At 62.1% G+C, this 24,048-nt stretch carries 14 protein-coding genes, 1 tRNA gene and 3 pseudogenes; 5 read left to right on the forward strand and 13 right to left on the reverse strand.

What is annotated here, in order from left to right:
* Positions 1 to 47: 47 nt before the first annotated feature.
* Positions 48 to 2,284: pseudogene (locus tag NKL04_RS15895) on the reverse strand (mannose-1-phosphate guanylyltransferase/mannose-6-phosphate isomerase).
* Positions 2,285 to 2,295: 11 nt separating this feature from the next.
* The gene (locus tag NKL04_RS15900; RefSeq protein WP_023702227.1) at positions 2,296 to 3,816 is read right to left on the reverse strand and encodes a phosphomannomutase/phosphoglucomutase; all 1,521 of its coding nucleotides are present in this window, start codon (positions 3,814 to 3,816) and stop codon (positions 2,296 to 2,298) included.
* Between the two features lie 198 nt (positions 3,817 to 4,014).
* On the opposite strand from NKL04_RS15900, the gene NKL04_RS15905 reads away from it, so the two are divergent.
* The 3 genes from NKL04_RS15905 (at position 4,015) to NKL04_RS15915 (ending at position 5,207) form a co-directional block, all read left to right on the forward strand.
* Positions 4,015 to 4,091: transfer RNA gene (locus NKL04_RS15905), tRNA-Pro, on the forward strand.
* Positions 4,092 to 4,755: 664 nt separating this feature from the next.
* On the forward strand, positions 4,756 to 4,896 hold the full coding sequence (locus tag NKL04_RS15910; RefSeq protein ID WP_198024381.1) for an FkbM family methyltransferase: 141 nt from the start codon (positions 4,756 to 4,758) through the stop codon (positions 4,894 to 4,896).
* Positions 4,897 to 4,910: 14 nt separating this feature from the next.
* Complete coding sequence (locus NKL04_RS15915; protein WP_023702229.1) at positions 4,911 to 5,207, forward strand: hypothetical protein; 297 nt, start codon at positions 4,911 to 4,913, stop codon at positions 5,205 to 5,207.
* Between the two features lie 37 nt (positions 5,208 to 5,244).
* On the opposite strand, the gene NKL04_RS15920 is transcribed toward NKL04_RS15915, so the two are convergent.
* Positions 5,245 to 6,306 carry an acyltransferase family protein gene (locus tag NKL04_RS15920; protein ID WP_023702230.1) on the reverse strand — a complete coding sequence of 354 codons (1,062 nt, stop codon included), beginning with the start codon at positions 6,304 to 6,306 and terminating at the stop codon, positions 5,245 to 5,247.
* 167 nt (positions 6,307 to 6,473) lie between these two features.
* On the opposite strand from NKL04_RS15920, the gene NKL04_RS15925 reads away from it, so the two are divergent.
* Both NKL04_RS15925 and NKL04_RS15930 read left to right on the forward strand, forming a co-directional pair.
* On the forward strand, positions 6,474 to 6,680 hold the full coding sequence (locus NKL04_RS15925; RefSeq protein WP_156951501.1) for a hypothetical protein: 207 nt from the start codon (positions 6,474 to 6,476) through the stop codon (positions 6,678 to 6,680).
* 532 nt (positions 6,681 to 7,212) lie between these two features.
* Positions 7,213 to 7,557, forward strand: coding sequence for a hypothetical protein (locus NKL04_RS15930; RefSeq protein WP_023702232.1), 345 nt, complete (start codon positions 7,213 to 7,215; stop codon positions 7,555 to 7,557).
* 41 nt (positions 7,558 to 7,598) lie between these two features.
* Here the strand turns inward: NKL04_RS15930 and NKL04_RS15935 are convergent, their stop codons facing one another.
* The 10 genes and pseudogenes from NKL04_RS15935 to glgB all read right to left on the reverse strand — a co-directional run bounded on the left by NKL04_RS15935 (position 7,599) and on the right by glgB (position 24,005).
* Positions 7,599 to 9,218 carry an ABC transporter ATP-binding protein gene (locus NKL04_RS15935; RefSeq protein ID WP_023702233.1) on the reverse strand — a complete coding sequence of 540 codons (1,620 nt, stop codon included), beginning with the start codon at positions 9,216 to 9,218 and terminating at the stop codon, positions 7,599 to 7,601.
* Positions 9,219 to 9,265: 47 nt separating this feature from the next.
* Positions 9,266 to 10,393, reverse strand: coding sequence for an ABC transporter permease (locus NKL04_RS15940; protein WP_023702234.1), 1,128 nt, complete (start codon positions 10,391 to 10,393; stop codon positions 9,266 to 9,268).
* 9 nt (positions 10,394 to 10,402) lie between these two features.
* Entirely contained in the window at positions 10,403 to 11,326 is a 924-nt protein-coding gene (locus tag NKL04_RS15945; RefSeq protein WP_023684574.1) for an ABC transporter permease subunit, read from the reverse strand.
* 426 nt (positions 11,327 to 11,752) lie between these two features.
* Positions 11,753 to 13,081 (reverse strand): annotated as a pseudogene (locus tag NKL04_RS15950) (peptide ABC transporter substrate-binding protein); the annotation flags it as partial.
* A gap of 460 nt (positions 13,082 to 13,541) precedes the next feature.
* Positions 13,542 to 15,191, reverse strand: coding sequence for a beta-galactosidase BglA (bglA, locus tag NKL04_RS15955; RefSeq protein WP_023702236.1), 1,650 nt, complete (start codon positions 15,189 to 15,191; stop codon positions 13,542 to 13,544).
* Entirely contained in the window at positions 15,191 to 17,191 is a 2,001-nt protein-coding gene (gene glgX / locus NKL04_RS15960) for a glycogen debranching protein GlgX (RefSeq protein WP_023702237.1), read from the reverse strand. The genes bglA and glgX overlap by 1 nt, the downstream gene beginning before the upstream one ends.
* Positions 17,192 to 17,346: 155 nt before the next feature.
* Complete coding sequence (locus NKL04_RS15965; RefSeq protein ID WP_023702238.1) at positions 17,347 to 18,975, reverse strand: alpha-D-glucose phosphate-specific phosphoglucomutase; 1,629 nt, start codon at positions 18,973 to 18,975, stop codon at positions 17,347 to 17,349.
* A gap of 3 nt (positions 18,976 to 18,978) precedes the next feature.
* The gene (glgA, locus tag NKL04_RS15970; protein WP_023702239.1) at positions 18,979 to 20,424 is read right to left on the reverse strand and encodes a glycogen synthase GlgA; all 1,446 of its coding nucleotides are present in this window, start codon (positions 20,422 to 20,424) and stop codon (positions 18,979 to 18,981) included.
* Positions 20,425 to 20,443: 19 nt separating this feature from the next.
* Positions 20,444 to 21,709: a glucose-1-phosphate adenylyltransferase gene (gene glgC, locus NKL04_RS15975; RefSeq protein WP_023670729.1), complete on the reverse strand. Its 1,266-nt coding sequence runs from the start codon at positions 21,707 to 21,709 to the stop codon at positions 20,444 to 20,446.
* A gap of 83 nt (positions 21,710 to 21,792) precedes the next feature.
* Positions 21,793 to 24,005, reverse strand: a pseudogene (gene glgB, locus NKL04_RS15980) (1,4-alpha-glucan branching protein GlgB).
* Positions 24,006 to 24,048 lie beyond the last annotated feature (43 nt).

Consider the following 24,048-nt stretch of genomic DNA (forward strand, 5'->3'; position numbering starts at 1 on the left):
TGCCAGGCATCTCCCCCGCAAGGGGGGAGATTGGCAGCTCCAACGCTTCACCCCTTCTGCGCTGTCCCATCAAGATACTGCGTCAGCGCGCAGACCAGATGATAGAAGATGCTGGCCGGCACGTCCGATGCCAAGGAGCGGCCGCGTTCGTCGATGCGGTCGATCCACAGGCCGAGCGGGGCCGGATCGATGTGCCAGCGGAACAGGCGGCCGACGCGCGCCTCGATCTCCGGCTTGAGGTCGGGGCCACCAGGCCCGTCAAGCGCGATCGCCGCCTTGATCGCTTCGGCCTGTGGCCAGCTGCGCGATACAAGGTCGAGCGGCAGGCCTTGTCTTGAGACGGCGCCATAGGCAAGGCCGGTGGCGCGGTTGAGGCCGTTGGCGATGGCCGAGGCGTAGAGCTTGCGGGCAAAATCGCTCAACTCGCCCTGCCCGCTGCGGGCGACGAAATCGGTGAGCAGCGAGGCCCATTCGAAATGATGGCCGGGCTCGGTCCATGTGCCCTTCTCGCCGGCGGCCGGCTTCCATCCGGCATCGAAATATTCGCCCAGCGTCCAGCTCTCGGCATCGAAGAAATGGCTGCGGAAGAGGTCGATGATGCGCGCGGCGCGGCGCAGATAGGTGCGGTCGCCGGTCGCCTCATACCAGGCGAGGAAGGCCTCGAGCAGATGCATATGCGGGTTGGAGCGCCGCTCGCCCTCCCCGTCCGACGTCTCGAGGAAACCGGTCATGCGGCTGTCCTCGAGATGCGCGTCGAGGAACACGAAGGTCTCCTGGCCCAGCCGCAGCGCATCCGGATCGCCGCACATATGCGATGCGCCAGCGCCAGCAGCACGCAGGAATGGTCGTAGGCATCCTCGGTTGGGTCGGCGACGGAGCCGTCGACATTGAGCGTGCGCACCCAGCCGCCCCGGTCCGTGCGGCCCTTGCCGGCCATGAAGGCGATGCCATGGGAGATCAGGCGATCGGCTGGACCGTCCCAGCCGCGGGCCTTGGCAACGGCGAAGGCGTAGACTTGCCTCGCCGTCGTGCGCATGCGCTTGGGCTTCAACAGCGCCTCGCCGTCGAAGCCGAGCGCCTCGTGGAAGCCGCCATGACGCTCATCGACGCCTGAAGTCGACCACAGCGGCAAGGTCTCCTCGAACAGCCAGTGATGCACGCGCCGCCGCCAGGCACCGCTTTCGATGACGCGGTCATGCGCCGGGGTGAACCTGGTTTCCAGACGGCCCGATTTTTCCAGCTGCTCGACGATCTTCTTGACGTGCTGACTGTGACTGACCGGGGCAACGAAGGTGGCGTCCGCGGTCGAGACGATGGCGACATCCTTCATGCCGATCGCCGACAAAAGCCGGCCGTCGCTGCGGATGTAGGAGTTCTCGCAATCGATGGCGACGACATCGCCGACGACGACATTGCCCTTGGCGTCGGCAGGGCCGACATCAAGCAGCGACTGCCAGGAGCCGAGGTCGTTCCAGCGGAAGCCGGCCGGCACCATGGTGATGTCCTTGGCCCGTTCCATGATGGCGTAGTCGATCGAGTTCGACGGGATGGCGGCGTAGAGGTCGAGCGGCATATAGAGGCCGGACAGGTCGCTCGTTGCCGCCTTGTAGGCGGTTTCGGTGGCCTGCCAGATGTCGGGTTGGAAGGTGGCGAAGGCATCGCGCATGGCGCCGGCGCGAAACAGGAAAATGCCGGTGTTCCAGTAGAAGGTGCCCGCACTGAGATAGCTCTGCGCAGTGGCGAGGTCGGGCTTTTCGACGAAGCGCGACACGTCGAAGACGCCGCCGCTTTCGGCTGCGACTTCGATATACCCATAGCCGGTCTCGGGCTGCGCCGGCTTGATGCCGAACACCACCAGACGGCCGGCAAGCGCTGCCTGGCTGCCCGCCTCGACGCTCTGCCAGAACTGCTTGGGCGTGGCGATTTCGTGGTCTGACGGCACCACCAGCACCAGGCTGTCGCCGAACTCCGACAATGTGCGCAGCGCGGCCAGCGCCACGGCGGCAGCCGTGTTGCGCCCGGTCGGCTCGAACAGCGGGCCACCGCCGGCGAGGTCGAGTCCGGCAAGGTCGGCATGGACACGCTCGGCATGGCGCTCGGCGGCGATCAGGAAGATCGGCGTCTCACCTTCCGGCCGCGCCGTCAGCCGGCGCAAGGTCTTGGCCAGCATCGAGCCGTCGCCGGAGAGATCGTGGAACTGTTTCGGGTTGTCCTCGCGTGACAGCGGCCACAGCCGCGAGCCGACACCGCCGCTCATGACAAAACTGACGATGCGCTCGCTCATGAAAGGTCCAATCAGAACGTCTGGTTGTAAGCGCCGACTTCGGGGCTGCGGCGCAGCACGGCGTCGACCGCCTCGAACATCTGCCGGCGGCGCTCGGACGATACCGGGCTTTCGACAACCACGACAAGCTCCGGCTTGTTCGACGACGCCCGCACCAGCCCCCAGGTGCCATCCTCGGCCACGACGCGCACGCCGTTGACGGTGATCAGCTCGGCGATCTTCTGGCCGGCAAAAGTCTTGCCGGCGCGCTGCATCGCCTGGAAGTCCGCCACCACCCGATCGACCACGCCGTATTTCACATCGTCGGCGCAATGCGGCGACATGGTCGGCGTGCCGAAGGTCAGCGGCAGCGCGCGATAGAGATCGGCCATCGAACTTGTGGGGTTGCGGTCGAGCATCTCACAAATGGCGATCGCGGTGATGAGACCGTCATCATAGCCGCGGCCGATCGGCGGATTGAAGAAGAAATGGCCCGACTTCTCGAAGCCGGCGACGGCGCCAAGCTCGGCGACGCGGCGCTTGATGTAGGAATGGCCGGTCTTCCAGTAATCTGTCTTCGCGCCGTTGCCACGCAAAACGCTGTCGGTGTTGAACAGGCCGGTCGATTTGACATCGACGACGAAGGTCGAGCCGGGATGCTGGCTGGAGATGTCCCGCGCGAGCATGACGCCGACCTTGTCGGCGAAGATCTCGTTGCCCTCATTGTCGACCACGCCGCAACGGTCGCCGTCGCCGTCGAAGCCCAGCCCGACATCGGCGCCGGTCTCCAGAACCTTGTCGCGGATGGCATGCAGCATCTGCATGTCTTCCGGGTTCGGGTTATAGCGCGGAAAACTGTGGTCGAGCTCGACATCGAGCGGGATCACCTCGCAGCCGATGCGCTCCAGCGCCTGCGGCGCGAAGGCGCCGGCGGTGCCGTTGCCGCAAGCCGCCACGACTTTCAGCTTTCGCGCGATGCGCTTGTCGCTCACCAGGTCGTCGAGATAGGTCTCGCGAAAACCGGCGACGAAATCGTAGCAGCCGCCGCCGGCGAGATCGAAGTCGCTCGACAGCACGATCTGTTTCAGTGCGCTCATCTCCTCTGGTCCGAAGGTCAGCGGCCTCGCCGCACCCATCTTGACTCCGGTCCAGCCATTCTCGTTGTGCGATGCCGTGACCATGGCGACGGAAGGCGCGTCGAGCGCGAACTGGGCGAAATAGGCCATGGGCGACAGCGCCAGGCCAATGTCTTTCACCTTTGCGCCCGCAGCCATCAGGCCGGAAACCAGCGCCAGCTTGATGGCAAGCGAATAGGAACGGAAATCATGCCCGGTGACGATGTCGGGACCCGCGCCAAGACGGCGGATCAAAGTGCCCAGGCCCATGCCCAACGCTTGGACGCCGATCAGGTTCAGGTCCGGCGGTTGCGTCGAACCGGCATGGCCAAACCACCAGCGCGCGTCGTATTCGCGAAAGCCGGACGCCTTGATCAGCGCTTCGGTTTCGAATTCGAAGCTGTTGGGCCGGGCGTCGCCTACGATTTTCAGGGGCAAGGCAGCAAAGCTCCAGATGGCGAAAACACGATCTATCGAGGCTGCGACTTAGCACACAAGCCTTTAAGCCGGGTTTATCCCAACAGAACATCCTGGCTTTGCGAGAATGCCGACGAAAGCCAACGAAATGCGACAGAAGCACTGCCATTGCCGCTTGCAGGAACGGTATGTGGCAGCTATAAGCCCGCGGTCTGGTCACGGAGTGTAGCGCAGCCTGGTAGCGCACCTCGTTCGGGACGAGGGGGTCGCAGGTTCAAATCCTGCCACTCCGACCAGTCAAATCAAGCATTTTAGCATTTCCCGAAAAGTGCTCCCACCTGAAACCCTACCCGAAGCTACCGCCAATCGGCCTTCACGACGTAGCGCGTGAATTCCCGCTCGACATGGAAGACCGCCTCTTGACCTCCGTCGAGTCGCGCGCCCAACCCTCAAAGCACGACAAAACCATATGCCGGCGGACGCCCCATGCCGCTCTTTCTTGATGCGCCCGACGCTATCCTGGAGAAACTTCCCCGTGAAGTCCTTCCGATTTGCAACAAAAGAGCGTGCGGACGCGCGAAGTTGCGGTCCATGGGAGCCTCTAGGTTTGTGGGAAATGTTGCCGATTGAGCGGCGCGTGTTATAGGGTCTCGGCCAGGAGGCCGGCCTTATGTTCGATGATATCAACGAGCTCTTACACGCTGAGCGCGGCGAACGCCTGAAGCGCATGCCCAAAGCCAGGGTGATGCTCAGTGCCGGCTGTGCCGGTACTTGGTTTTGATTGGGTCGAGCAGGAATACGGTCGCGTGGACAAGCATATCGGCCTTGAATACTACATGCCGCGCCGAGCAGCGAGAAATCGGATTGTTGAACTCCGATTGATTGAAATCGGGATGACTAGACCGCTGATCAGGAAAAAGGTCGCCACGCCGACGACCGCAAAATTGATAGGTGCCGATGATGACGCTCGATACCGTCATGAAACAGACCGATATCCGCGAATTCGACCTGCTCAAGATTGACCTTGAAGGCTATGAATTGCCCGTGCTCAAAGAGGGTGTTCAAGGTTCTGCCCTGAAAACACGGCAAAGGGACTCATAGACGCGAACAGAGCGGTGGTAGTTCTGGAGTTCAATTCGTGGTGCCAGCTAGGCTTTGGCACAGTCGTTCCGAACGACTTCATCAACTGGATCTTGCAGAACTTCGCTTATGTTTACCGGGTTGAAAAGGGCACCGGTAACATGATCCGCGTGGGCAATGGCGACGGCTGGCAGCTACTGCACTCTAACCTTGTCCTGGATGCCTGCGTCTCCGCTATTGTGATCAGCAATTTTACCGATAAGCTTCCGGCACAATTCCGGGACGATGTCTTACTGCCCTACGTGTCGACGCTGAAGCAGTTCGTCACTTAGAATCAACCTTCGCGTTCGGGGACGATATTGTCGTGCACTATTCCGCAGGCAGCGGAACCGCATGAGATGGTGAAAACACCCAGATCCGAAGCCGGCGAGCCAAGTTCGCCAGCGGAATCTCAATAAAGCGGTATGACATCATGCCGATAAGAACCATCAACACAACGGTTGCGGCCACTGTTGTGGGTGAGGTGTATACTTGGGGGTATTCCCAAACTTTTAGGATGTACATCGGGTGCAAGATGGCAAAGTGCCAAAGATAGATTGAATAGGATGCATCACCTATTGCTGTTGCAATCTTGGGTGCTTGCCACCGTTTTTCAAGACAGATCATCCCATACAGCAACACCATCGAGGGAATGCCTAGAAGGAATGGCCTAGAAAAATTATAGCTCCATGGGTCGTCCAAGGTTACGTAGGTTCCATAGGCCAAGCCTGCCGCGCCAATCAACGAAACGATCAAACCATGCACCTTCCAGCCTCTGTCGGTGGCAAGGAAGACCATCATTCCGAATACAAATTCCAAAAAATAGGACGACGTGAGAAACCACGGAAGCAACATAAACATGGCGAATGCCAGAACCGCAGCGTAGACGACAGCGAAAATAAGCAGGGTTTGGCGCAAATTCCCCCAACCAACCATCATGAGAGCTGTCATGAGTGCGTAGAAATAGATCTCGTATTTCAGCGTCCACGCAACCGCCAGGGCCGGACTACCGTCAAGCAGCATGAACACGCGTTCGTAGGACAAGCCTGCATTCTCCATTGCGGACCCGGTCGTAAAGACGGCAATCGCCGAGGCAGGGAGCAGGACAATCCAATAGAGAGGATAGATTCGCGTCACCCGATTGTAGGCGAACTCGGACGCGCCAATTATGCGTCCCTTCTTCTCAAATCCCTCTGCGGCCTTCATCGCTATGACGAAACCTGATATGACGAAGAACAGAGCGACGCCCGAAAATCCGCACGCGAAGCTGAACTTGCGCGGATACTCCAGCGTTGGACCCCATAGGAAAGTGGCATGACATAGTACAACGAGACACGCTGCCACACCTCGCAGCAACTGTACGTTGTTGATCGGTATGTTTTTTTCCCTCATTCGGTAGCGTTATCATCGCAGCCATTGAACGGCCAGATGCGCAAAATTCTTCAACCGGTTTTTTATGCCATGTGACTTAATTACAGTAGAAATCTTCTATAGTCTTAAGTTTCGATAGGAAATATCGACATTTTTGACTCCAGATAGCTTTAAGATGGATATGAAGATTGAACAGCATGTACTTCGGCAACCAGACATTAGCTAAATTTTATCGAGTTTTTGCGCTACTGGCACGGATTGTTATTCCTTGCGCCTTGTTGCCCAATTTTCTCGTTGAGGGACCATTGACCGGCAAAATTCGCCGCTTTCGGATCGATCCCCAGCAGTCGAAGAAGCTTTCAGTGCAACTTTACCGGTCGGACCTGCGAGAATGATACTGGGGACGATCGTGCCGGCGGCGTTAAGCTCGAACTCGCGTTCCACCAAAGTATCGGTTCGCGCCGGTCGATGCGGCATGAGGACCGTCACGGCCTCAGGGCGGCCATCATCTCTAGGGTCGCAGAGGTTGCGGCGGCCAAAGTCGTCAAGGCCGTCGCCTATCGGATGCAGCGTCCAGCGTGAATTCTATACAAGGGACTTTATCCCCACCGCCGCGCACAGTTTTCCGCACAGGAACGACCGACATCAAGCGAACGTGAATGGAAGCGGGACATAAGGCGACTCGGCATGACAAATCAGAGCTGACCACTCGTTCGGGACGAGGGGGTTGTAGGTTCAAATCCTGCCACTCCGACCAGAAAAAACAGACACTTAGGTGTTTGTTTTTCCCAGACCCACAAGATAGCTTGAGCAAACCGGCCGCGTCGGCGTTCGCTGTCAGCATGGTGTTTTGACGCGACAACCTTCCGCGCTACCTCGATAATGGGAATGCCGCCGAGACAGCGGCCGGAACGAGGTTTGCGGAAGATGAATTTGTTTATTTCAAGCGCAGGCCGGCTGTCAGCGCTGCTCGCTTTGTCCCTGGCGGCAGGCTGCTCATCGCTGGGCAGCGCGGTGAACCCGGCGAAATACGACAGCATGACATGCGCCGAGCTCAACACCGCCGTAGGCGATACCGCGCGCGACATCTCGCAAACCGCCATCACCCGCGGCAAGGTCGCCAACACCAGCGTGCCGAACTGGCTGCTCGGCGGCACGCGCGTGAAGAGCGCAGTGGCCAAGCGTGAGACGGCCAGAATCGAACTGCTGAAGCAGCGGCAAGAGGCCATTGTCGCGACAAGAGCCAACAGATGCCCTAGGTCAGCGGGCTAAGCGAACTGGCCCTACCCTGACTATCGGCTTAACGTCACGCCTTAAGCACTCAGCCTGAAGCGCGTGACATCGATCGCCGCAGCCATCAGTGTCTGCGTGTAGGCCGCCTGCGGGTTGCTGAAGATCTCTTCCGTCGGGCCTTCCTCGACGATCTTGCCTTGCCTCATGACGATGATGTAGTCGGCCATGGCGCGCACCACGGAGAGATCGTGGCTGATGAAGAGGTAGGACAGTTCGTGGTCGGCCTGCAGCTTGCGCAGCAATTCGACGATCTGCTTCTGCACCGAGCGGTCGAGCGCCGAAGTCGGCTCGTCCAGCACCACCAGTTTGGGCTTCAGGATCACGGCACGCGCGATGGCGATGCGCTGGCGTTGGCCGCCGGAGAATTCGTGCGGGTAGCGGTTGCGTGCGTTGGGATCGAGGCCGACCTCGAGCAAGGCCTCGACGGCGCGCTGATCGCGTTGCTTGCCTGACAGGTTCGGCTCATGCACCAGAAGGCCTTCGGTGATGATCTGGCCGACGGTCATGCGCGGCGACAGCGAGCCGAACGGATCCTGGAAGACGAGTTGCATCTCACGACGCAGCGGCCGCATCGCCTGGCGGTCGGCAGTGGAGATGTCACGGTCGCCGAAGCGGATGACACCGTCGCTGGGCAACAGGCGCAGAAGTGCGCGGCCGAGCGTCGATTTTCCCGAACCGGACTCGCCGACGATACCGATGGTCTGGTTGCGCTTCAGCCGGATCGAAATGTGATCGACGGCGCGTAGCAGCAGCGGTTCGCCGGCAAGGAAGCCGCCGCCGATCTTGAAGGTCACTTCGACATTGCGGCCCTCCAGCAGCACAGGAGCGCTGGGCGGCGGCGCCGCCTTGGTGCCGGTCGGTTCGGCGGCCAGCAGCATTTTGGTATAGGCATGCTGCGGGTTGGCGAAAAGTGCTTCCGCCTCGCCTTCCTCGACCACCTCGCCATAGCGCATGACATAGACGCGGTCGGCAAAGCGCCGGACGATGCCGAGATCGTGGGTGATAAAGACGATGGCCATGCCGAGCTTGCGCTGCAGTTCGGCGAGCAGCACCAGGATCTGCGCCTGGATGGTGACGTCGAGCGCCGTCGTCGGCTCGTCGGCGATCAGGATGTCGGGGTCGTTGGCGAGCGCCATGGCAATCATGACGCGCTGGCGCTGGCCGCCCGACATTTCGTGCGGATAGGATTTCATCCGCCGCTCGGGATCGGGGATATGCACAAGCCGCAGCAGCTTGAGCGCCTCGTTCCGTGCCTCGGCTGCGTTCAGCCCGCGGTGCTTGCGGATCGGTTCGATCAGCTGGTTGCCGATCGAATAGAGCGGATCGAGCGATGTCATCGGCTCCTGGAAGATCATGCTGATCTTGGCGCCGCGCACCTTGTTGAGGTCGGGCTTGCTCATGGTCAAAAGGTTGCGGCCGCGATAATCGACGTGACCCGTCGCCTCGCCGTTGGACGCCAGCAGGCTCATCGCCGCCATCATGGTCTGGCTCTTGCCGGATCCGGATTCGCCGACCACGGCAACGGTTTCACCTGCCTTGACGTGGATGTTGATGCCCTTGACCGCTTCGACCGCGCCGTCGAGCGTGCGGAAGCGGACGCGAAGGTCTTTGACGCTGAGGATCGTTTCGGGCGTTTCCATCGCAACGGTCCCCATCTTATCGGTCCCCATCTTTATCGGTCCCATCTTCATCGGTCTCTCGGATCGAGCGCGTCGCGCAGGCCGTCGCCGACGAAGTTCAGTGCAAACAGCGTCGACACGAGGAAGAAGGCGGGGAACAAAAGCAGCCAGTTGGCGGTGCCGATGTTCTTGGCGCCGACGGAGATGAGCACGCCCCAGCTGGTCATCGGTTCCTGCACGCCAAGGCCGAGGAAGGACAGGAAACTTTCCAGGATGATGACCTGCGGCACCAGCAGCGTCATGTAGATCACCACTGGTCCGAGCAGATTGGGGATGACATGGCGCAGCAGGATGCCGCGCTGGCCGACGCCCATGGCTTCGGCCGCCTGGACATACTCCTGCCGCCGGATCGACAGCGCCTGGCCGCGCACGATGCGCGCCATGTCGAGCCACAGCACCGCCCCGACCGCCAGGAACATCAGCACGAAATTGCGGCCGAAGAACACCACCAGCATGATGACAAAGAAAATGAAGGGCAAGGAATAGAGCACGTCGACGATGCGCATCATCACCTCGTCGATCTTGCCGCCGGAAAAGCCGGCCGCCGCCCCGTAGAGGACGCCGATGACCACCGCGACAATGCCGGCAAGCAGGCCGATGGCCAGCGAGATGCGCCCTGCCATCAGCGTTCGCGACAACAGATCGCGACCGGTGTTGTCGGTGCCGAACAGGAAGTACTGCTGTTTGACCAACGCAGTCATCGTCAATTCGAGCCCGTCGGCCGATTTGCTCTCTATCTTGGTATCGTCGAAGGCATCGGAGCGGTCGAGATATCGGATGTTGCGGTCGTCGATCGGCTTGGTCGAGGTGACGGTGACGGTGACGCGACTGCCGTCCAGTTTCCACTCCTTGATGTCGACGCGCATGCGCTTGATGGCATCCTTGAGCGCCGTCTCGATCATGTCCGGCTTCGGATAGGCTGAAAAACTTGGTGGCGTGCGCACATAGTCGGCATAGATGGTGGTGTACTGATGCGGCACGAACCAGGGGCCGAAGATGCTGATGACGCCAATGAAGGCCAGATAATAGAGGCTGAACATGGCGGCGCGGTTGGCTTTGAGGCGCGCCCATGCGTCGCCCCAGAGCGAGCGGCCGACGACGGCCGGCGGAGCGGCGGCGGCTGTGATGTCGGTCATAGCGCACCCTCAGTCATAGCGCACCCTCGGGTCGACGACCGCGTACATGACGTCGACGATCAGGTTGAAGACGATGGTGAAGAGCGCGATCACCACCACGGTCCCCATCACCAGCGTGTAGTCGCGGTTGAGCGCGGCATCGACGAAATAGCGGCCGACACCGGGAATGGAGAAGATGGTCTCGACGATGACCGAACCGGTGAGCAGCGCCGCGGCTGCCGGGCCGGTGAAGGAAACGATCGGCAGGATGGCGCCGCGCAGCGCGTGCTTGACCACCACCGACCAGTCGGAGAGGCCGAGCGCACGCGCCGTTCGGATATGATGCGAACGCAAGCTCTCGATCATCGACCCGCGCATCAGGCGGGCAACGATGGCGATCTGCGGCAAGGCCAGCGTCAGCACCGGGCCGATCTTGTTGATCAATGCGCCATCACCCCAGCCGCCGATCGGCAACAGCTTCCAGGTCAATCCGAACACCAGCTGAATCACAGGAGCGATGACGAAGGTGGGGATAGTGCTGCCGGCGGTCGCCAGCGCAATCACCGTATAGTCGCCAAGCTTGTTCTGGTTGAGCGCGGCGATGGTGCCGAGCACCGAACCAAGCAGCAGCGCCAGGATCAGCGCCGAGGTGCCGAGCTGGACCGATATCGGCAGCCCCTTGGCAAACAGTTCGGTGACGGTGAAGTCAGGCAAATTGTAGCTCGGCCCGAAATTGCCGCGCAGAAGATTGCCGAGATAGTGGGCATATTGCAGCCAGAGCGGATCGTCGAGGCCGAACTGTGCTTCCAGATTGGCCCTGATCTCGGGACTGAGGCCCCGCTCCTGATTGAAGGGGCCGCCCGGTGCGACGCGTATCAGGAAGAACGCCATGGTCACGATGACGAATAGCGTCGGAATGGCGGTCAGAAGCCGCCGTAAGATGTATCGCAGCATCGGCGCCCCGCTTCGGCCAGAGCGACATACGTCCATGCGGACGCATTGCCACGCTCCGGCGCCAAATCTTCGCACCGGGCTTGCCGAAAATCGACCACGACTTTCGGACCGGTGCGATGACCGACCAGTCCGCCGCGCCCAAATGGGGCGCGGCGGTCCAGTCAAGGATGATTATCAGTCCTTGGAGACGAAGCGGGACGGATGGATGTCCATCACATTGTCATCGAAGCCATGCAGCTTCGAGGAAACGATATCGTGGAAGCTGTAGTAGAGAAGCGGAATGTTGCCGACGTCATCGACAAGGATGCGCTCGGCCTCGGTGAGGTCCTTCATGCGCTCTTCCGGCTTGCCGCCGGCAGCCGCGGCCTTGTCCATGGCCGCCTCATATGCCGGGCTGACGTAGTTCGAATAGTTGTTGCCGCTGGCCTTGCGGGTGATTCCGAGGAAGGTCTCGGGATCCTTGTAGTCGGCGATCCAGGCGGCACGCGCCACGTCGTAGTTGCCCTTCTGCTCGAGGAAGGAATAGTGGGTCTTGGTATCGGTGTTGAGCAGCGTGATCTCGACGCCAAGCGGCTTCAACTGTTCCTGGATGGCAACCGCGGTGTTCTTGTGGTTTTCCGAGGTGTTGTAGCGGATCTCCATCTTCAGCGGATGCTCGGGCGTATAGCCGAGTTTCTCAAGGATCTTCTTGGCGGCGTCCTCGCGGTCGATCTGCGGCATGTCGGCGTATTTGGCCATTGCCGGCGTGTAGCCGGCGATGCCCGGAGGCACCATCGAATAGCCGGGCAGCATGGAATTCTGCCAGACCTTTTCGGCCAGGAAGTCGCGGTCGATCGCCATCGAGATGGCGTTGCGCAGCTCGACATTGTCCCAGGGCGCCTTGTCGGTCTTGATCGCGTAATAATAGGTGCCGAGATACGGTCCGACGCGGACCTGATCGCCGAACTTGGTCTTGAGGTCAGCGAGCTGTTCGGTCGGCAGGTCGCCGTAGCTGTCGAGTTCGCCTGCCTCGAAGCGCTTCATCGCCGAAGAGCGGTCTTCGGTCGGGATGTAGCTGACGACGTCCATCTTGACGGTCGCGGCATCCCAGAATTTCGGATTCTTGACCAGCTTCATGTGGTCGTTGGGAATCCACTCGGCCAATGTGTAGGCGCCGTTCGAAACGAGATTGCCCGCCTTGATCCAGTCGGCGCCGAGCTTGTCGATCGAGGCCTTGTTGACCGGGTAGGTAGCCTGGTGGGTCAGCATCTCCAGGAAGTATGGCGTCGGCGCCTTCAGCGTCACTTCCAGGGTGTTGGCGTCGATCGCCTTGACGCCCATGTCCTCGGGCTTGCCTTTCTTGGTGTTGACTTCCTCGGCGTTCTTCACGGGATAGAGCATGGAAGCGTATTCGGCGGCGGTCGCTGGATCCTCCAGCCTACGGAAGGAATAGACGAAATCGTCAGCCGTCACCGGGCTGCCATCCGACCACAAGCCGTCCTTGCGCAGCTTGAAGGTGTAGACGGTGCCGTCATCCGATACCGTCCAGCTTTCGGCGGCGCCCGGGATGAGGTTCGTCTTCTGATCGTGCATGACCAGTCCCTGGAACAGGTCGCGTATGATATCGGCTTCGTAGACGGTCGAGGTCTTGTGCGGATCGACCGTCTCCGCTTCGGCGGCGCTGCCTCTGTTATAGACGGTCTCGGCAAGGGCCGGCGTCAGGAACGTGCCTGCGGCAAAGGTCATGGTCGCGGCGACAAGCGTCGCCTTCAGCATATTTTCAGCATGAAGTCTCTCCCTGTGGCGCTGCCCATCGGCTGCGCCTTACGAGTGTTGACGCCCCGGAACCGATTTCTGGCCCCTTCGAGCGCGCCGCCGGTTCCCGTTCCGGCAGCTGGTGGCAGGAGACTAGACAGACGGAAATATTATTTCAACCGAGTCTTGCTTGACGCTAAGTGAGCATCCTCACCTTAAACCAGCCATAGCTAATCTATATTACAAGATCCAATTGGGTGCAGCTTGTGGTTGTCCTGTAATTTTGGGTTTTGCCCTCAGCAGTTGTCATTAGCGCAACCATCTGGAAACATTCCAGGAATGCAGTTCGTGGCCAAGCTCAACGAAAGTACCTAAGAAGCCCGAAAATGGAAAACGTGGCGCCGGTGACGTTGCGCGGATCACTCGGCACGGTTGCATGCGGACACGATCTTTTTTGAAGCCGGACGGCGTCCCTGAAAGATCAGCCTACCTTGCCGACAAACCAGCCCAGGGCCGGCAGCAACAGCCCCTCCTCCTGCAGGACGGCACCGCCACCCAGAGCGATCGCCTCGACAAGTTGGAGATCCGGCGGCAGCCGCCAGTCGGCCGGCTTGTCGGCGAAATTGAAGACGCAGAGCAATATCTCGTCCTCGCCCTGCCGGATGAAGGCAAGGACATCGCCGTCGGTATCGAGAAAGCGGATCGGGCCCTTGACCAGCGCCAGATGCGCCTTGCGCAAGGCGAGCATCGTCCGGTAGCCGGCGAGCACGGACTTGTCGTCGGCGTTCTGGATATCGACCGCCCGAGCGCGGTGGCTTTCCGGCACCGGCAGCCAGGGTTTTCCCGAGGAAAAACCGGCATTGTCGGCGCCCGCTTCCCAGACCATCGGTGTGCGGCAGCCGTCCCTGCCCTTTACCCCCGGCCAGAAACGGATGCCGACGGGATCGCGCAGATCCTCGAAGGTCAGTTCCGCCTCCTCCAGCCCAAGCTCTTCGCCTTGGTAGAGACAGATCGAGCCCCGCAGGCAGGAGAGCAAAGCGATAGCGAATGTCGCCACCGCATCTGGATCGCCGCCCGGCCGCGTCCAGCGGCTGACATGGCGCACGACATCGTGGTTGGAGAATGCCCAGCAGACCCAGCCGTCGGCGACAGCTGCCTCGAAGGCCTCGACGCAGCCGCGCACATGGGCGGCTGAGAATTGCTGACCGAGCAGGTCGAAGGTGTAGCACATGTTGAGCTTGTCGCCGCCGGATGTGTAGGCGGCCAGCGTCTGCAGCGAACGGCCTTCGTCGCCGACCTCGCCGACACTGGCGCGGCCGTCATATTCGTCGAGCAAAGCGCGGAAGCGCCTGAGGAAACCGAGGTTTTCCGGTTGCGTCTTGTCGAACAGATGCTCCTGGAAGAGATAGGTGTTGGTTTCGCCATTGGTGCCGGCGACGCTCGACGCCAGCGGCGGATTGCTGCGCAGCCAGCGGTCGTGGACATAGTAGTTGACCGTATCCAGGCGGAAGCCGTCGACGCCGCGCTCGAGCCAGAACCGCACCGTCTGCAACAACGCGTCTTGAACCTCAGGATTGTGGAAGTTGAGGTCCGGCTGCGAGGCGAGGAAATTGTGCATGTAGTATTGCCGGCGGGTCGCGTCCCACTCCCAGGCCGGGCCGCCGAAGACCGACAGCCAGTTGTTGGGCGCGTTGCCGTCCGGCCTGGTGTCGGCCCAGACATACCAGTCAGCCTTGGGATTATCCTTGCTGGCACGGCTCTCTACAAACCATTCGTGCTTGTCGGAGGAGTGCGACAACACCTGATCGATGATCACCTTCAGGCCGAGCCTGTGCGCCTCGGCAACCAGCGCGTCGAAGTCGTCGAGCGTGCCGAACATCGGATCGACCGCCTGATAGTCGGAGACGTCGTAGCCCATATCGGCCATTGGCGATTTGAAGAAGGGCGACAGCCAGACGGCGTCGACGCCGAGCGAGGCGACGTGCGCCAGCCGTGACGTGATGCCTGAGAGGTCGCCGCTGCCGTCGCCGGTGGTGTCCTGGAAGGAGCGAGGATAGATCTGGTAGATGACGCAGCCGCGCCACCAGTCGGCGCTCTGTTCGGGTCCCGGCTGGGCATTGTCGTCGGCCATCACGGACCCTTCCTGGCGCGGGCCTTTGCGGTCCGGCGCTCGATCATGAAACTGACACTGCGGCCGGGCAGCGGCCACGCGAGGTCGACCGCTTGCGCTTCAACAGCCGGCTGCCATTCAAACCCTTGCCGCGCGGGCAGCGTGAAGACGCATTGGCGGCGATCGCCATTGACGATCACAGCCAGGCGGCCTTCCCCGCCATCGCCGAGCAGCATGACGAGGCGATGGCGCGAGCCATCGTTCCAGTCGGCTTCGCTGAGCGGCGCGCCGGTCTCGGTCAGCCAGGCGACGTCGGGCGTTTCAGAACCGGCCGGCGGCTCTCCGGTCAGGAAGCGCGTATCGGAAAGCGCCGGCACCGCGCCGCGCAGAGCTGCGAGCGCGGACACATGGGCTTCCAGCCCGACGTCGCGCCCGGCCCAGTCGAGCCAGGTGATGGCGTTGTCCTGCGCATAGGCGTTGTTGTTGCCCCCTTGCGTGCGGCCGAATTCATCGCCCGCCGTCAGCATGATGGTGCCGCGCGAGGCAAACAGAGTGGCGAGCAGCGCGAAGCGATCATGGGAACGGGCCTCGGCAATCGCCTTGTCCGAGGTTTCGCCCTCGACGCCGTTGTTCCAGGACAAGTTCTCATTGTGGCCGTCGCGGTTCTTCTCGCCATTGGCCTGGTTGTGTTTGGCTTCATAGGCGACGATATCGGCCAGCGTCATGCCATCGTGTGCGGCGATGAAGTTGACCGTGCGGCTGGCGGATTGGCCCTCCCTGCCGAACACATCGGAGGAGCCGGCGAGCCTTGTCGCCAGCGCACCGACCGCGCCGGCATCGCCGCGCCAGAAGCGCCTGACGTCGTCGCGGTAGCGGTCGTTCCATTCGAGGTAAGGCGGCCGGAAATTGCCGAGCTGATAGCCATTCGGGCCGATGTCCCACGGCTCGGCAATCAGCACCCTGTCGGCAAGCATGGGATCGGTTGCGATGGTCTCGAGCAACGGCGCCGCCGGATCGAATACGCCAGCGACGCGGCCGAGGACCGGCGTCAGGTCGAAGCGGAAACCGTCGACGCCGGCATGGCGGACGAAATGGCGCAGCGTGTCGAGTACCATGTCGCGAACGACCGGATGGTCGCAGGCAATGGTATTGCCGGTGCCGGTATCGTTGGCCAACCTGCCGTCCGGCTCGCTGCGGTAGTAGGCTTGATTGTCGAGGCCGCGCAGCGACAGCGTCGGCCCGAGCCGGTCACTTTCGCCGGTATGATTGAAGACGAGATCGAGGATGGTGCCAATGCCAACCCTGCGCAGCACCCCCACAGTATCGCGCAACTCGGCGAGGCCGCCCGGCGCCAGCCGCGGATCGAGCGCCATGAAGGTGACTGGGTTGTAGCCCCATGCGTTGCTGAGGCCGAGCGGCGGTAGATGGCGCTCATCGATCCATGCCGTCACGGGCATTAGCTCAACGGCGGAGACGCCGATCTTTCTGAGGTGTTCGAGGATGGCCGGATGCGCAAGTGCCGCAATGGTGCCGCGCTGCGCTTGGGGCACGTCCGGATGCAGTCTGGTGAAGGAACGGACATTGAGTTCGTAGATCAGACCGCCCGGCTGGAACAAAGGCGCCTTGGCCGGCAGCGGCTTGGGCAGCGCGCGGGCGACGGTCTTCGGCATCAGCGGCGCGGTATCGGTGCCTTCGTTGCGCCGGGCGGCAAGCCGCCAATGATGCTGGTAGGGCCGGTCTATCTCGACAGCGTAGGGATCAGTGAGCAGCTTGTCGGGATCGAACCACAGCCCGCGCTCCGGCGCATATTCGCCGTCGGCGCGAAAGCCGTAGCGCGTACCCGCGGCAAGGCCGGCGACGAACAGCGCATGGACGCTCTCGCCTTCCGGCTGAAGTTCGAGCCGGTCGATTTCACGGGCGCCGGTGTCGTCGAAGATCGACACCCACAGGCGCCGCGCGGACGACGACCAGGCGGCGAAGCGGATGCCTTCGGGAGTGACCGTTGCGCCGAGCTGGGTCATCGGCGCATCCTCCACCCTCCCCTTGTGGGGAGGGTCGCGAACGAAGTGAGCGGGGTGGGGGCGGCGCGGGGAAAGCGCTTTACGAGCACCCCCAACCCGAGCCGCTGCGCGGATCGACCCTCCCCACAAGGGGGAGGGTAAAGACGTCACCACCCTCAAGTAATCACGCTCGGCTTGTTGCGCCCGGTGTGGCTCTTGATCCCGGCGATATCATCGGCAGCCGCGATCAGGTCGGCGAGCGCCTCTTGCGTGTCGAGATCATGCCGCGCTCTGTCCGGCTCGTAGCGCTCGATGTAGACGCGCAGCGTAGCACCCGACGTGCCGGTGCCGGACAAACGAAACACGACACGCGAGCCGCCTTCGAACAGGATGCGGATGCCCTGGTTCTTGCTCACCGAACGGTCGACCGGATCGTGATAGGCGAAGTCGTCGGCATTGGCGATCTTCAGGCCGCGCACGCTGGTGCCGGGTAGCGAGGTCAGCTTGGCGCGCAACTCGTCGACCAGGGCGTTGGCGCGCTCGGTTTCGACCTCCTCATAGTCATGACGTGAATAGTAATTGCGGCCGTAGGTCGCCCAATGTTCGGTGACGACGTCCTTGCAGCTTTCGCCGCGCACGGCCAGGATGTTCAGCCACAACAGCACCGCCCACAGCCCGTCCTTTTCGCGGACATGGTTCGAGCCGGTGCCGGCGCTTTCCTCGCCGCAGATCGTTGCCATGCCGGCATCGAGCAGATTGCCGAAGAACTTCCAACCGGTCGGCGTTTCGTAGATGCCGATGCCGAGCTTTTCGGCGACGCGGTCGGCAGCGCCGCTGGTCGGCATCGAGCGGGCGATGCCTTTGAGGCCGTCCTTGTAGCCCGGCGCCAACTGCGCATTGGCGGCAAGCATGGCCACCGAATCCGACGGGGTGACGAAAATGCCCTTGCCGATGATCAAGTTGCGGTCGCCGTCGCCGTCGGAAGCGGCGCCGAAATCGGGCGCATCCGGTCCCATCATCTCGTCATAGAGATGCTTGGCGTGGACCAGGTTCGGATCCGGGTGATGGCCGCCAAAATCCGGCAGCGGCTTGTAGTTGCGGCAGGTGCCATTCTCCGCGCCGAGCCGGCGCTCGAGGATTTCCTTGGCATACGGCCCGGTGACCGCATGCATGGCGTCGAAGCGCATGCGGAAGCCGTATTTGAAATTGGCGCGGATGGCGTCGAAGTCGAACAGGCTCTCCATCAATTCGGCATAGTCGGTGACCGGGTCGATAATCTCGACCGCCATGCCGCCGGCGGTCACCGTGCCGATCTTGTCGATGTCGATCTGGTCGATGTCGGCGGTCTTGAAGCTCGAAATCGTCCTGGTCTTTTCGAAGATCGCGTCGGTCAGCTTTTCCGGCGCCGGGCCGCCATTGCCGGCATTGTACTTGATGCCGAAATCCTCGTGCGGGCCGCCCGGATTGTGACTGGCCGACAGGATGATGCCGCCGAAGGTCTTGTATTTGCGGATGACATGCGACGCCGCCGGCGTCGACAATATGCCGCCCTGCCCGACCATCACCTTGCCGAAGCCGTTGGCCGCCGCCATGGCGATGGCGTTCTGGATGACCTCGCGGTTGTAGAAGCGGCCGTCGCCGCCGATCACCAGCGTCTTGCCCTCAAAGCCCTCCAGCGCGTCGAAGATCGACTGGATGAAGTTCTCGGCATAGTGCTCCTGCTGAAAGACAGGCACCTTCTTGCGCAGGCCGGACGTGCCGGGTTTCTGGTCGAGATAGGGTTTGGTGGCGACGGTCCGGATCATGCTTCAGGCAACCCTTTTCGAAAGCAGCAGGCGGTAGAGTTCAACGTATTTGTCGGCGCTCTTGTCCCAGGAGACATCGGCCTTCATGCCCTGGCGCTGGATCTGTTCCCAGACGGCCGGGCTCGAATGCGCATCGACCAGCCGGCGGATGGCGTGCAGCATGGCGCCGCCATTATTGGGCGCGAACTGGAAGCCGGTGGCGACACCGGCCGAGATCGCTGCTTCATTGGCGTCGATGATGGTGTCGGCAAGGCCGCCGGTGCGGGCGACGACCGGCACGCAGCCATAGCGTAGGCCGTAAAGCTGGGTCAGCCCGCAAGGCTCGAAGCGCGACGGGATGACGATGGCGTCGCAGCCGCCCTGCATGGTGTGGGAAAGCCCCTCGTCATAGCCGACGACGACGCCGACACGGCCGCGATGGCGGGCGGTGGCAGCCAGCAGCGCGCCTTCCAGGCCGGCGTCGCCTGAGCCGAGGATTGCCAGCCGCGCGCCGGTGGCGACGACGCCGTCGACCACAGCCGCCAGTATGTCCATGCCCTTCTGCCAGGTCAGCCGGCTGACGACGCAGACGATCGGACTGTCGTCGCGCTCGAGGCTGAAGCGGTCCTCGACAACCGCCCGGTTGGGAAGCCGAGCCTTGAGCGTCGCGGCGGAGTAGGCCGACACCAGATGCTTGTCGGTCTCCGGGTTCCAGATGTCGGTGTCGATGCCGTTGACGATGCCGTAGAGGTCGGAAGAGCGCATGTTGATCAGGCCGTCGAGGCCCATGCCGAATTCCGGCGAGCGGATTTCCTGGGCATAGGTGGGGCTCACCGTGGTGATCGCCCAGGCCGCCTGCAGGCCGGCCTTGAGGAAGCCGACGCCGCCATAATATTCTACGCCGTCGAGCGCCATCGCCGCGGCCGGCAAGCCGAGCTCGCCAAAAATGCCGGCGCCGAACTGACCCTGGAAGGCAAGGTTGTGAACCGTGATCAGCGACGGCACGCCGACCGCCTTGCCGTAGCGCATATAGGCCAGCGTCATCGCCGACTGCCAGTCATGGGCGTGGACGAGATCCGGCTGGTAGCCGGAAATGGCGCCGCCGGCGATATCGCCACCGACCTGGCTCAGCGCAGCAAAACGCCGCCAATTGTCGGGCCAATCGGCGCCGGCCGCATTGCCGTAAGGGCTGCCGGGACGGTCGTAGAGATGCGGCGCGTCGAGCACGAACAGGTCGAGCCCGGCGATCTTGACGGCATGGACCGAAGCCTTGCCGCCCTGCAGCAGCGGGTATTGGTAGACAGCCTTCTTTTTCTTGAAGGCGTCCATAACCTGGGGAAAGCCGGGGATGAGCGTGCGCATGGTCACGCCCCTGGCGGCCAGCGCGATCGGCAATGCGCCGGTCACGTCGGCAAGTCCGCCGGTCTTGATCAGCGGGAATATCTCGGGCGTGACCGACAGAACCTGCATGCGTTTATGGTACCCCGTCTTACAGCTTCAGCTTGTCGATCATGTCCTGCGTGACCAGGCAGATGCCCTTTTCCGAAACCCGGAAACGCTTGGCGTCGAGAACAGGGTCTTCGCCAACCACCAGCCCTTCCGGTATCCTTACACCGTGGTCGATGACGACGCGCTTCAACTTTGCGTTCCGGCCGACATGAACGTCGGGCAGCATGACGACTTCTTCCAGCGTCGAATAGGAGTTGATGCGCGCGCCGGTGAAGATCAGGCTGCGCTTCAGCGAAGCACCCGAGACGATGCAATCGCCTGAGACCAGCGAGGACACGGCCGAACCGCGCCGGCCATCCTCGTCATGCACGAACTTTGCCGGCGGCTTCAATTCGGCATAGGTCCAGATCGGCCAGTCACGGTCGTAGAGGTCGAGTTCGGGGGTAATGTCGGTCAGGTCGATATTGGCTTCCCAGTAGGCATCGACCGTGCCGACATCGCGCCAATAGGCCTCGTTCTCGGCCGTCGAGCGCACGCAGGATTTGGCGAAGCGATGCGCGATCGCCTTACCGTGCTGGACGATGTAGGGGATGATGTCCTTGCCGAAGTCGCGGCTTGAACCCGGCTCGGCGGCATCGCGGCGCAGCTGCTCCATCAGGAACTTGGTCTTGAAGACATAGATACCCATCGAAGCCAGCGCGAATTCCGGCTTGTCGGGAATGCCGGGCGGGTCGGCGGGCTTTTCGACGAACGCGATGATGTTGTCCTTCCCGTCGACATGCATGACACCGAAGCCGGTCGCTTCCATGCGAGGCACTTCGAGGCAACCGACGGTGACGTCGGCATTGGCGTCGACGTGCTGACGCAGCATCAACTCGTAGTCCATCTTGTAGATATGGTCGCCGGCCAGGATGACCATGTATTCGGGCCCATAGGCCTCGATGATGTCGATGTTCTGGTAGACGGCGTCGGCGGTGCCTTCATACCACTGCGTTTCCGAGACACGCTGGCTGGCCGGCAGGATGTCGAAGCTTTCGTTTCGCTCCGGCCGCAGGAAGTTCCAGCCGCGCTGCAGGTGGCGGATCAGCGAATGCGCCTTGTACTGGGTGGCGACACCGAGGCGGCGGATGCCGGAATTCAGCGCATTGGACAGCGCGAAATCGATGATGCGCGTCTTGCCGCCGAAATAGACAGCCGGCTTGGCCCTGCGGTCGGTCAATTCCTTGAGCCGGCTGCCGCGGCCGCCGGCCAGCACATAGGCCATGGCATCGCGCGCCAGCGGCTGGGTTCTCTTCAAGTCTGCCATCTTTACCCTCCCAAATTACCAGTCTGGAGCATCGCCCGGTCCGCAACGAGTCGACGGACCTAATCCGAAACGAGTTGACGGACCTAGTCCGCAACGAGTTCAAGCATGATCGTCGACAGCGGCGGCAAAAGCATCGTTGCCGAAATGCCTCCTCCTTCCGCCCTGGCTTCGACCACACCGCCATTGCCCTTGCCCGAACCACCGTAGTCCGAAGCGTCGGTGTTGATGATTTCGCGCCATTTGCCGACCTTGGGCAATGGCACGCGATAATTGTCGCGCGGCACTGGCGTGAAGTTGGAAATGACGGCGATCGGGTTGCCGCCGGGCGCGCTGCGCAGCCAGGCGAAGACCGAATTTTCCTTGTCGTCGACGATCAGCCAGGAGAAGCCGTCCGGCTCGCAGTCGCGCGCATGCAGCGCGGGGCGCGAGCGGTAGAGATAGTTGAGGTCGCGCACCGTCTGCCAGACGCCGCGATGCGGGTGGAAGTCGAGCAGGTTCCAGTCGAGCGCGCGCGCCTCGCTCCACTCGCGGCCCTGGGCGAATTCCTGGCCCATGAACAACAGCTTCTTGCCGGGATAGCCCCACATGAAGGCATAGAAGGCGCGCAAAGTCGCGAACTTCTGCCAGTCGTCGCCGGCCATCTTGCCGAGCAGCGTGCCCTTGCCGTGCACGACCTCGTCATGGGACAGCGGCAGCACGAAATTCTCGGAGAAGGCGTAGGTCAGGCCGAAGGTCAGGTCGTTGTGGTGATGTTTGCGGAAGATCGGCTCCTTGGCGAAATACTCCAGCGTGTCGTGCATGAAGCCCATGTTCCATTTGAAGCCGAAGCCCAGCCCGCCTTCATGCACCGGCGCCGAGACCTTCGGCCATGAAGTCGATTCCTCGGCGATGGTCATCACGCCGGGATGGTGGCCGTAGACCTCCTTGTTCATCTTCTGCAGGAAGGAGACTGCTTCAAGGTTTTCGCGGCCGCCCTTCTCGTTGGGGATCCACTCGCCGGCCTTGCGCGAATAATCGAGGTAGAGCATCGAGGCCACCGCATCCACGCGCAAACCGTCGACATGGTATTTCTCGGCCCAGAACAGCGCGTTATTGACGAGGAACGACACCACCTCGTGGCGGCCGAAATTGTAGATCGCGGTGTTCCAGTCGGGATGAAAACCCTTGCGCGGATCGGCATGCTCATAAAGCGCTGTGCCGTCGAAATTGGCCAGGCCATGCGCGTCGACCGGGAAATGCGCCGGCACCCAGTCGAGGATGACGCCGACGCCGGCGCGGTGCGCACCGTCGACGAAACGGGCGAAGCCGTCGGGGTCGCCGAATCGCGCCGAGGGGCATAAAGTCCGGTTGTCTGATAACCCCATGACGGGTCATAGGGATGTTCGGAGATCGGCAGGAACTCGATGTGGGTGAAGCCGGTCTCGACAGCATAGGGGATGAGCTGGTTGGCGAGTTCGTCCCATGACAGGAAGCTGCCATCATCGTGCTGCTGCCACGAACCGGCATGGACCTCGTAGATCGATATGGCTTCGCGCCGCGGATCGGCCTTTCGCCAGTAATTGCGATGCGCCTCGTCGCCCCATTCATGCGCCGGCGGCACCGCCGTCACGGATGCTGTGGCCGGGCGCAGTTCAGACTTGAAGGCGAACGGATCGGCCTTGAGCGGCAGGCGCACGCCGTCGGGGGCAATGATCTCGTATTTGTAGGGGTGGCCGGCGCCGATATCGGGAATGAACAGCTCCCAGATGCCGGTGTCGCGGCGGTCGCGCATCGTATGGCGGCGGCCGTCCCATTCGTTGAAGTCGCCGACCACGGAGACGCGCCTTGCATTGGGCGCCCAGACGGCGAAATGGACGCCCGACGCGCCTTCATGGTCGAGGAGATGGGCGCCGAGCTTGTCGAACAGCCTGAGGTGCGACCCTTGCGCGATATAGTAGTCGTCCATCGGGCCGAGCACCGGGCCGAAGGAATAGGGATCGGTCAGCCACCAGTCGCCGCCGGCATTTTTGGCGTGATAGCGCAGCGGCTGACGCTTCTTGATCGACAGTCTGCCTTCGAAGAAACCGGCGTCGTCGCGCCGCGTGAGTTCGCCGGCGTTCTTGCCGGCCAGCGTGTATGCGGTGACGAACTCGGCATTGGGGACGAAGCAGCGGGCAACCAGGCTCTTGCCGGCATCATGCACGCCCAGGATTGCAAAAGGATCGCCATGCGTGCCTGCAACAATTGCGGCGACATCGCCGGCTGACGCCAGCCCGTCCGACCCGCTCGTCGTCGCGGTCGCGCGCGGTTTCTTCATCAGGCGGCGTCCCTCCCTGGGAACCAGTTCTTGTGCACAAGAC

Source organism: Mesorhizobium sp. C264A (assembly GCF_040324515.1).
Classification (GTDB): domain Bacteria; phylum Pseudomonadota; class Alphaproteobacteria; order Rhizobiales; family Rhizobiaceae; genus Mesorhizobium.

Excerpts from the sequence above, each read along its gene's own strand:
- bglA (WP_023702236.1), bottom strand. The coding sequence starts at position 15,191 with ATGGCCGACGACAATGCCCAGCCGGGACCCGAACAGAGCGCCGACTGG.
- glgC (WP_023670729.1), bottom strand. The coding sequence starts at position 21,709 with ATGGCAGACTTGAAGAGAACCCAGCCGCTGGCGCGCGATGCCATGGCC.
- NKL04_RS15930 (WP_023702232.1), top strand. The coding sequence starts at position 7,213 with ATGAATTTGTTTATTTCAAGCGCAGGCCGGCTGTCAGCGCTGCTCGCT.
- NKL04_RS15920 (WP_023702230.1), bottom strand. The coding sequence starts at position 6,306 with ATGAGGGAAAAAAACATACCGATCAACAACGTACAGTTGCTGCGAGGT.
- NKL04_RS15945 (WP_023684574.1), bottom strand. The coding sequence starts at position 11,326 with ATGCTGCGATACATCTTACGGCGGCTTCTGACCGCCATTCCGACGCTA.
- glgA (WP_023702239.1), bottom strand. The coding sequence starts at position 20,424 with ATGCAGGTTCTGTCGGTCACGCCCGAGATATTCCCGCTGATCAAGACC.
- NKL04_RS15910 (WP_198024381.1), top strand. The coding sequence starts at position 4,756 with ATGACGCTCGATACCGTCATGAAACAGACCGATATCCGCGAATTCGAC.
- NKL04_RS15940 (WP_023702234.1), bottom strand. The coding sequence starts at position 10,393 with ATGACCGACATCACAGCCGCCGCCGCTCCGCCGGCCGTCGTCGGCCGC.
- glgX (WP_023702237.1), bottom strand. The coding sequence starts at position 17,191 with ATGACCCAGCTCGGCGCAACGGTCACTCCCGAAGGCATCCGCTTCGCC.
- NKL04_RS15965 (WP_023702238.1), bottom strand. The coding sequence starts at position 18,975 with ATGATCCGGACCGTCGCCACCAAACCCTATCTCGACCAGAAACCCGGC.
- NKL04_RS15935 (WP_023702233.1), bottom strand. The coding sequence starts at position 9,218 with ATGGAAACGCCCGAAACGATCCTCAGCGTCAAAGACCTTCGCGTCCGC.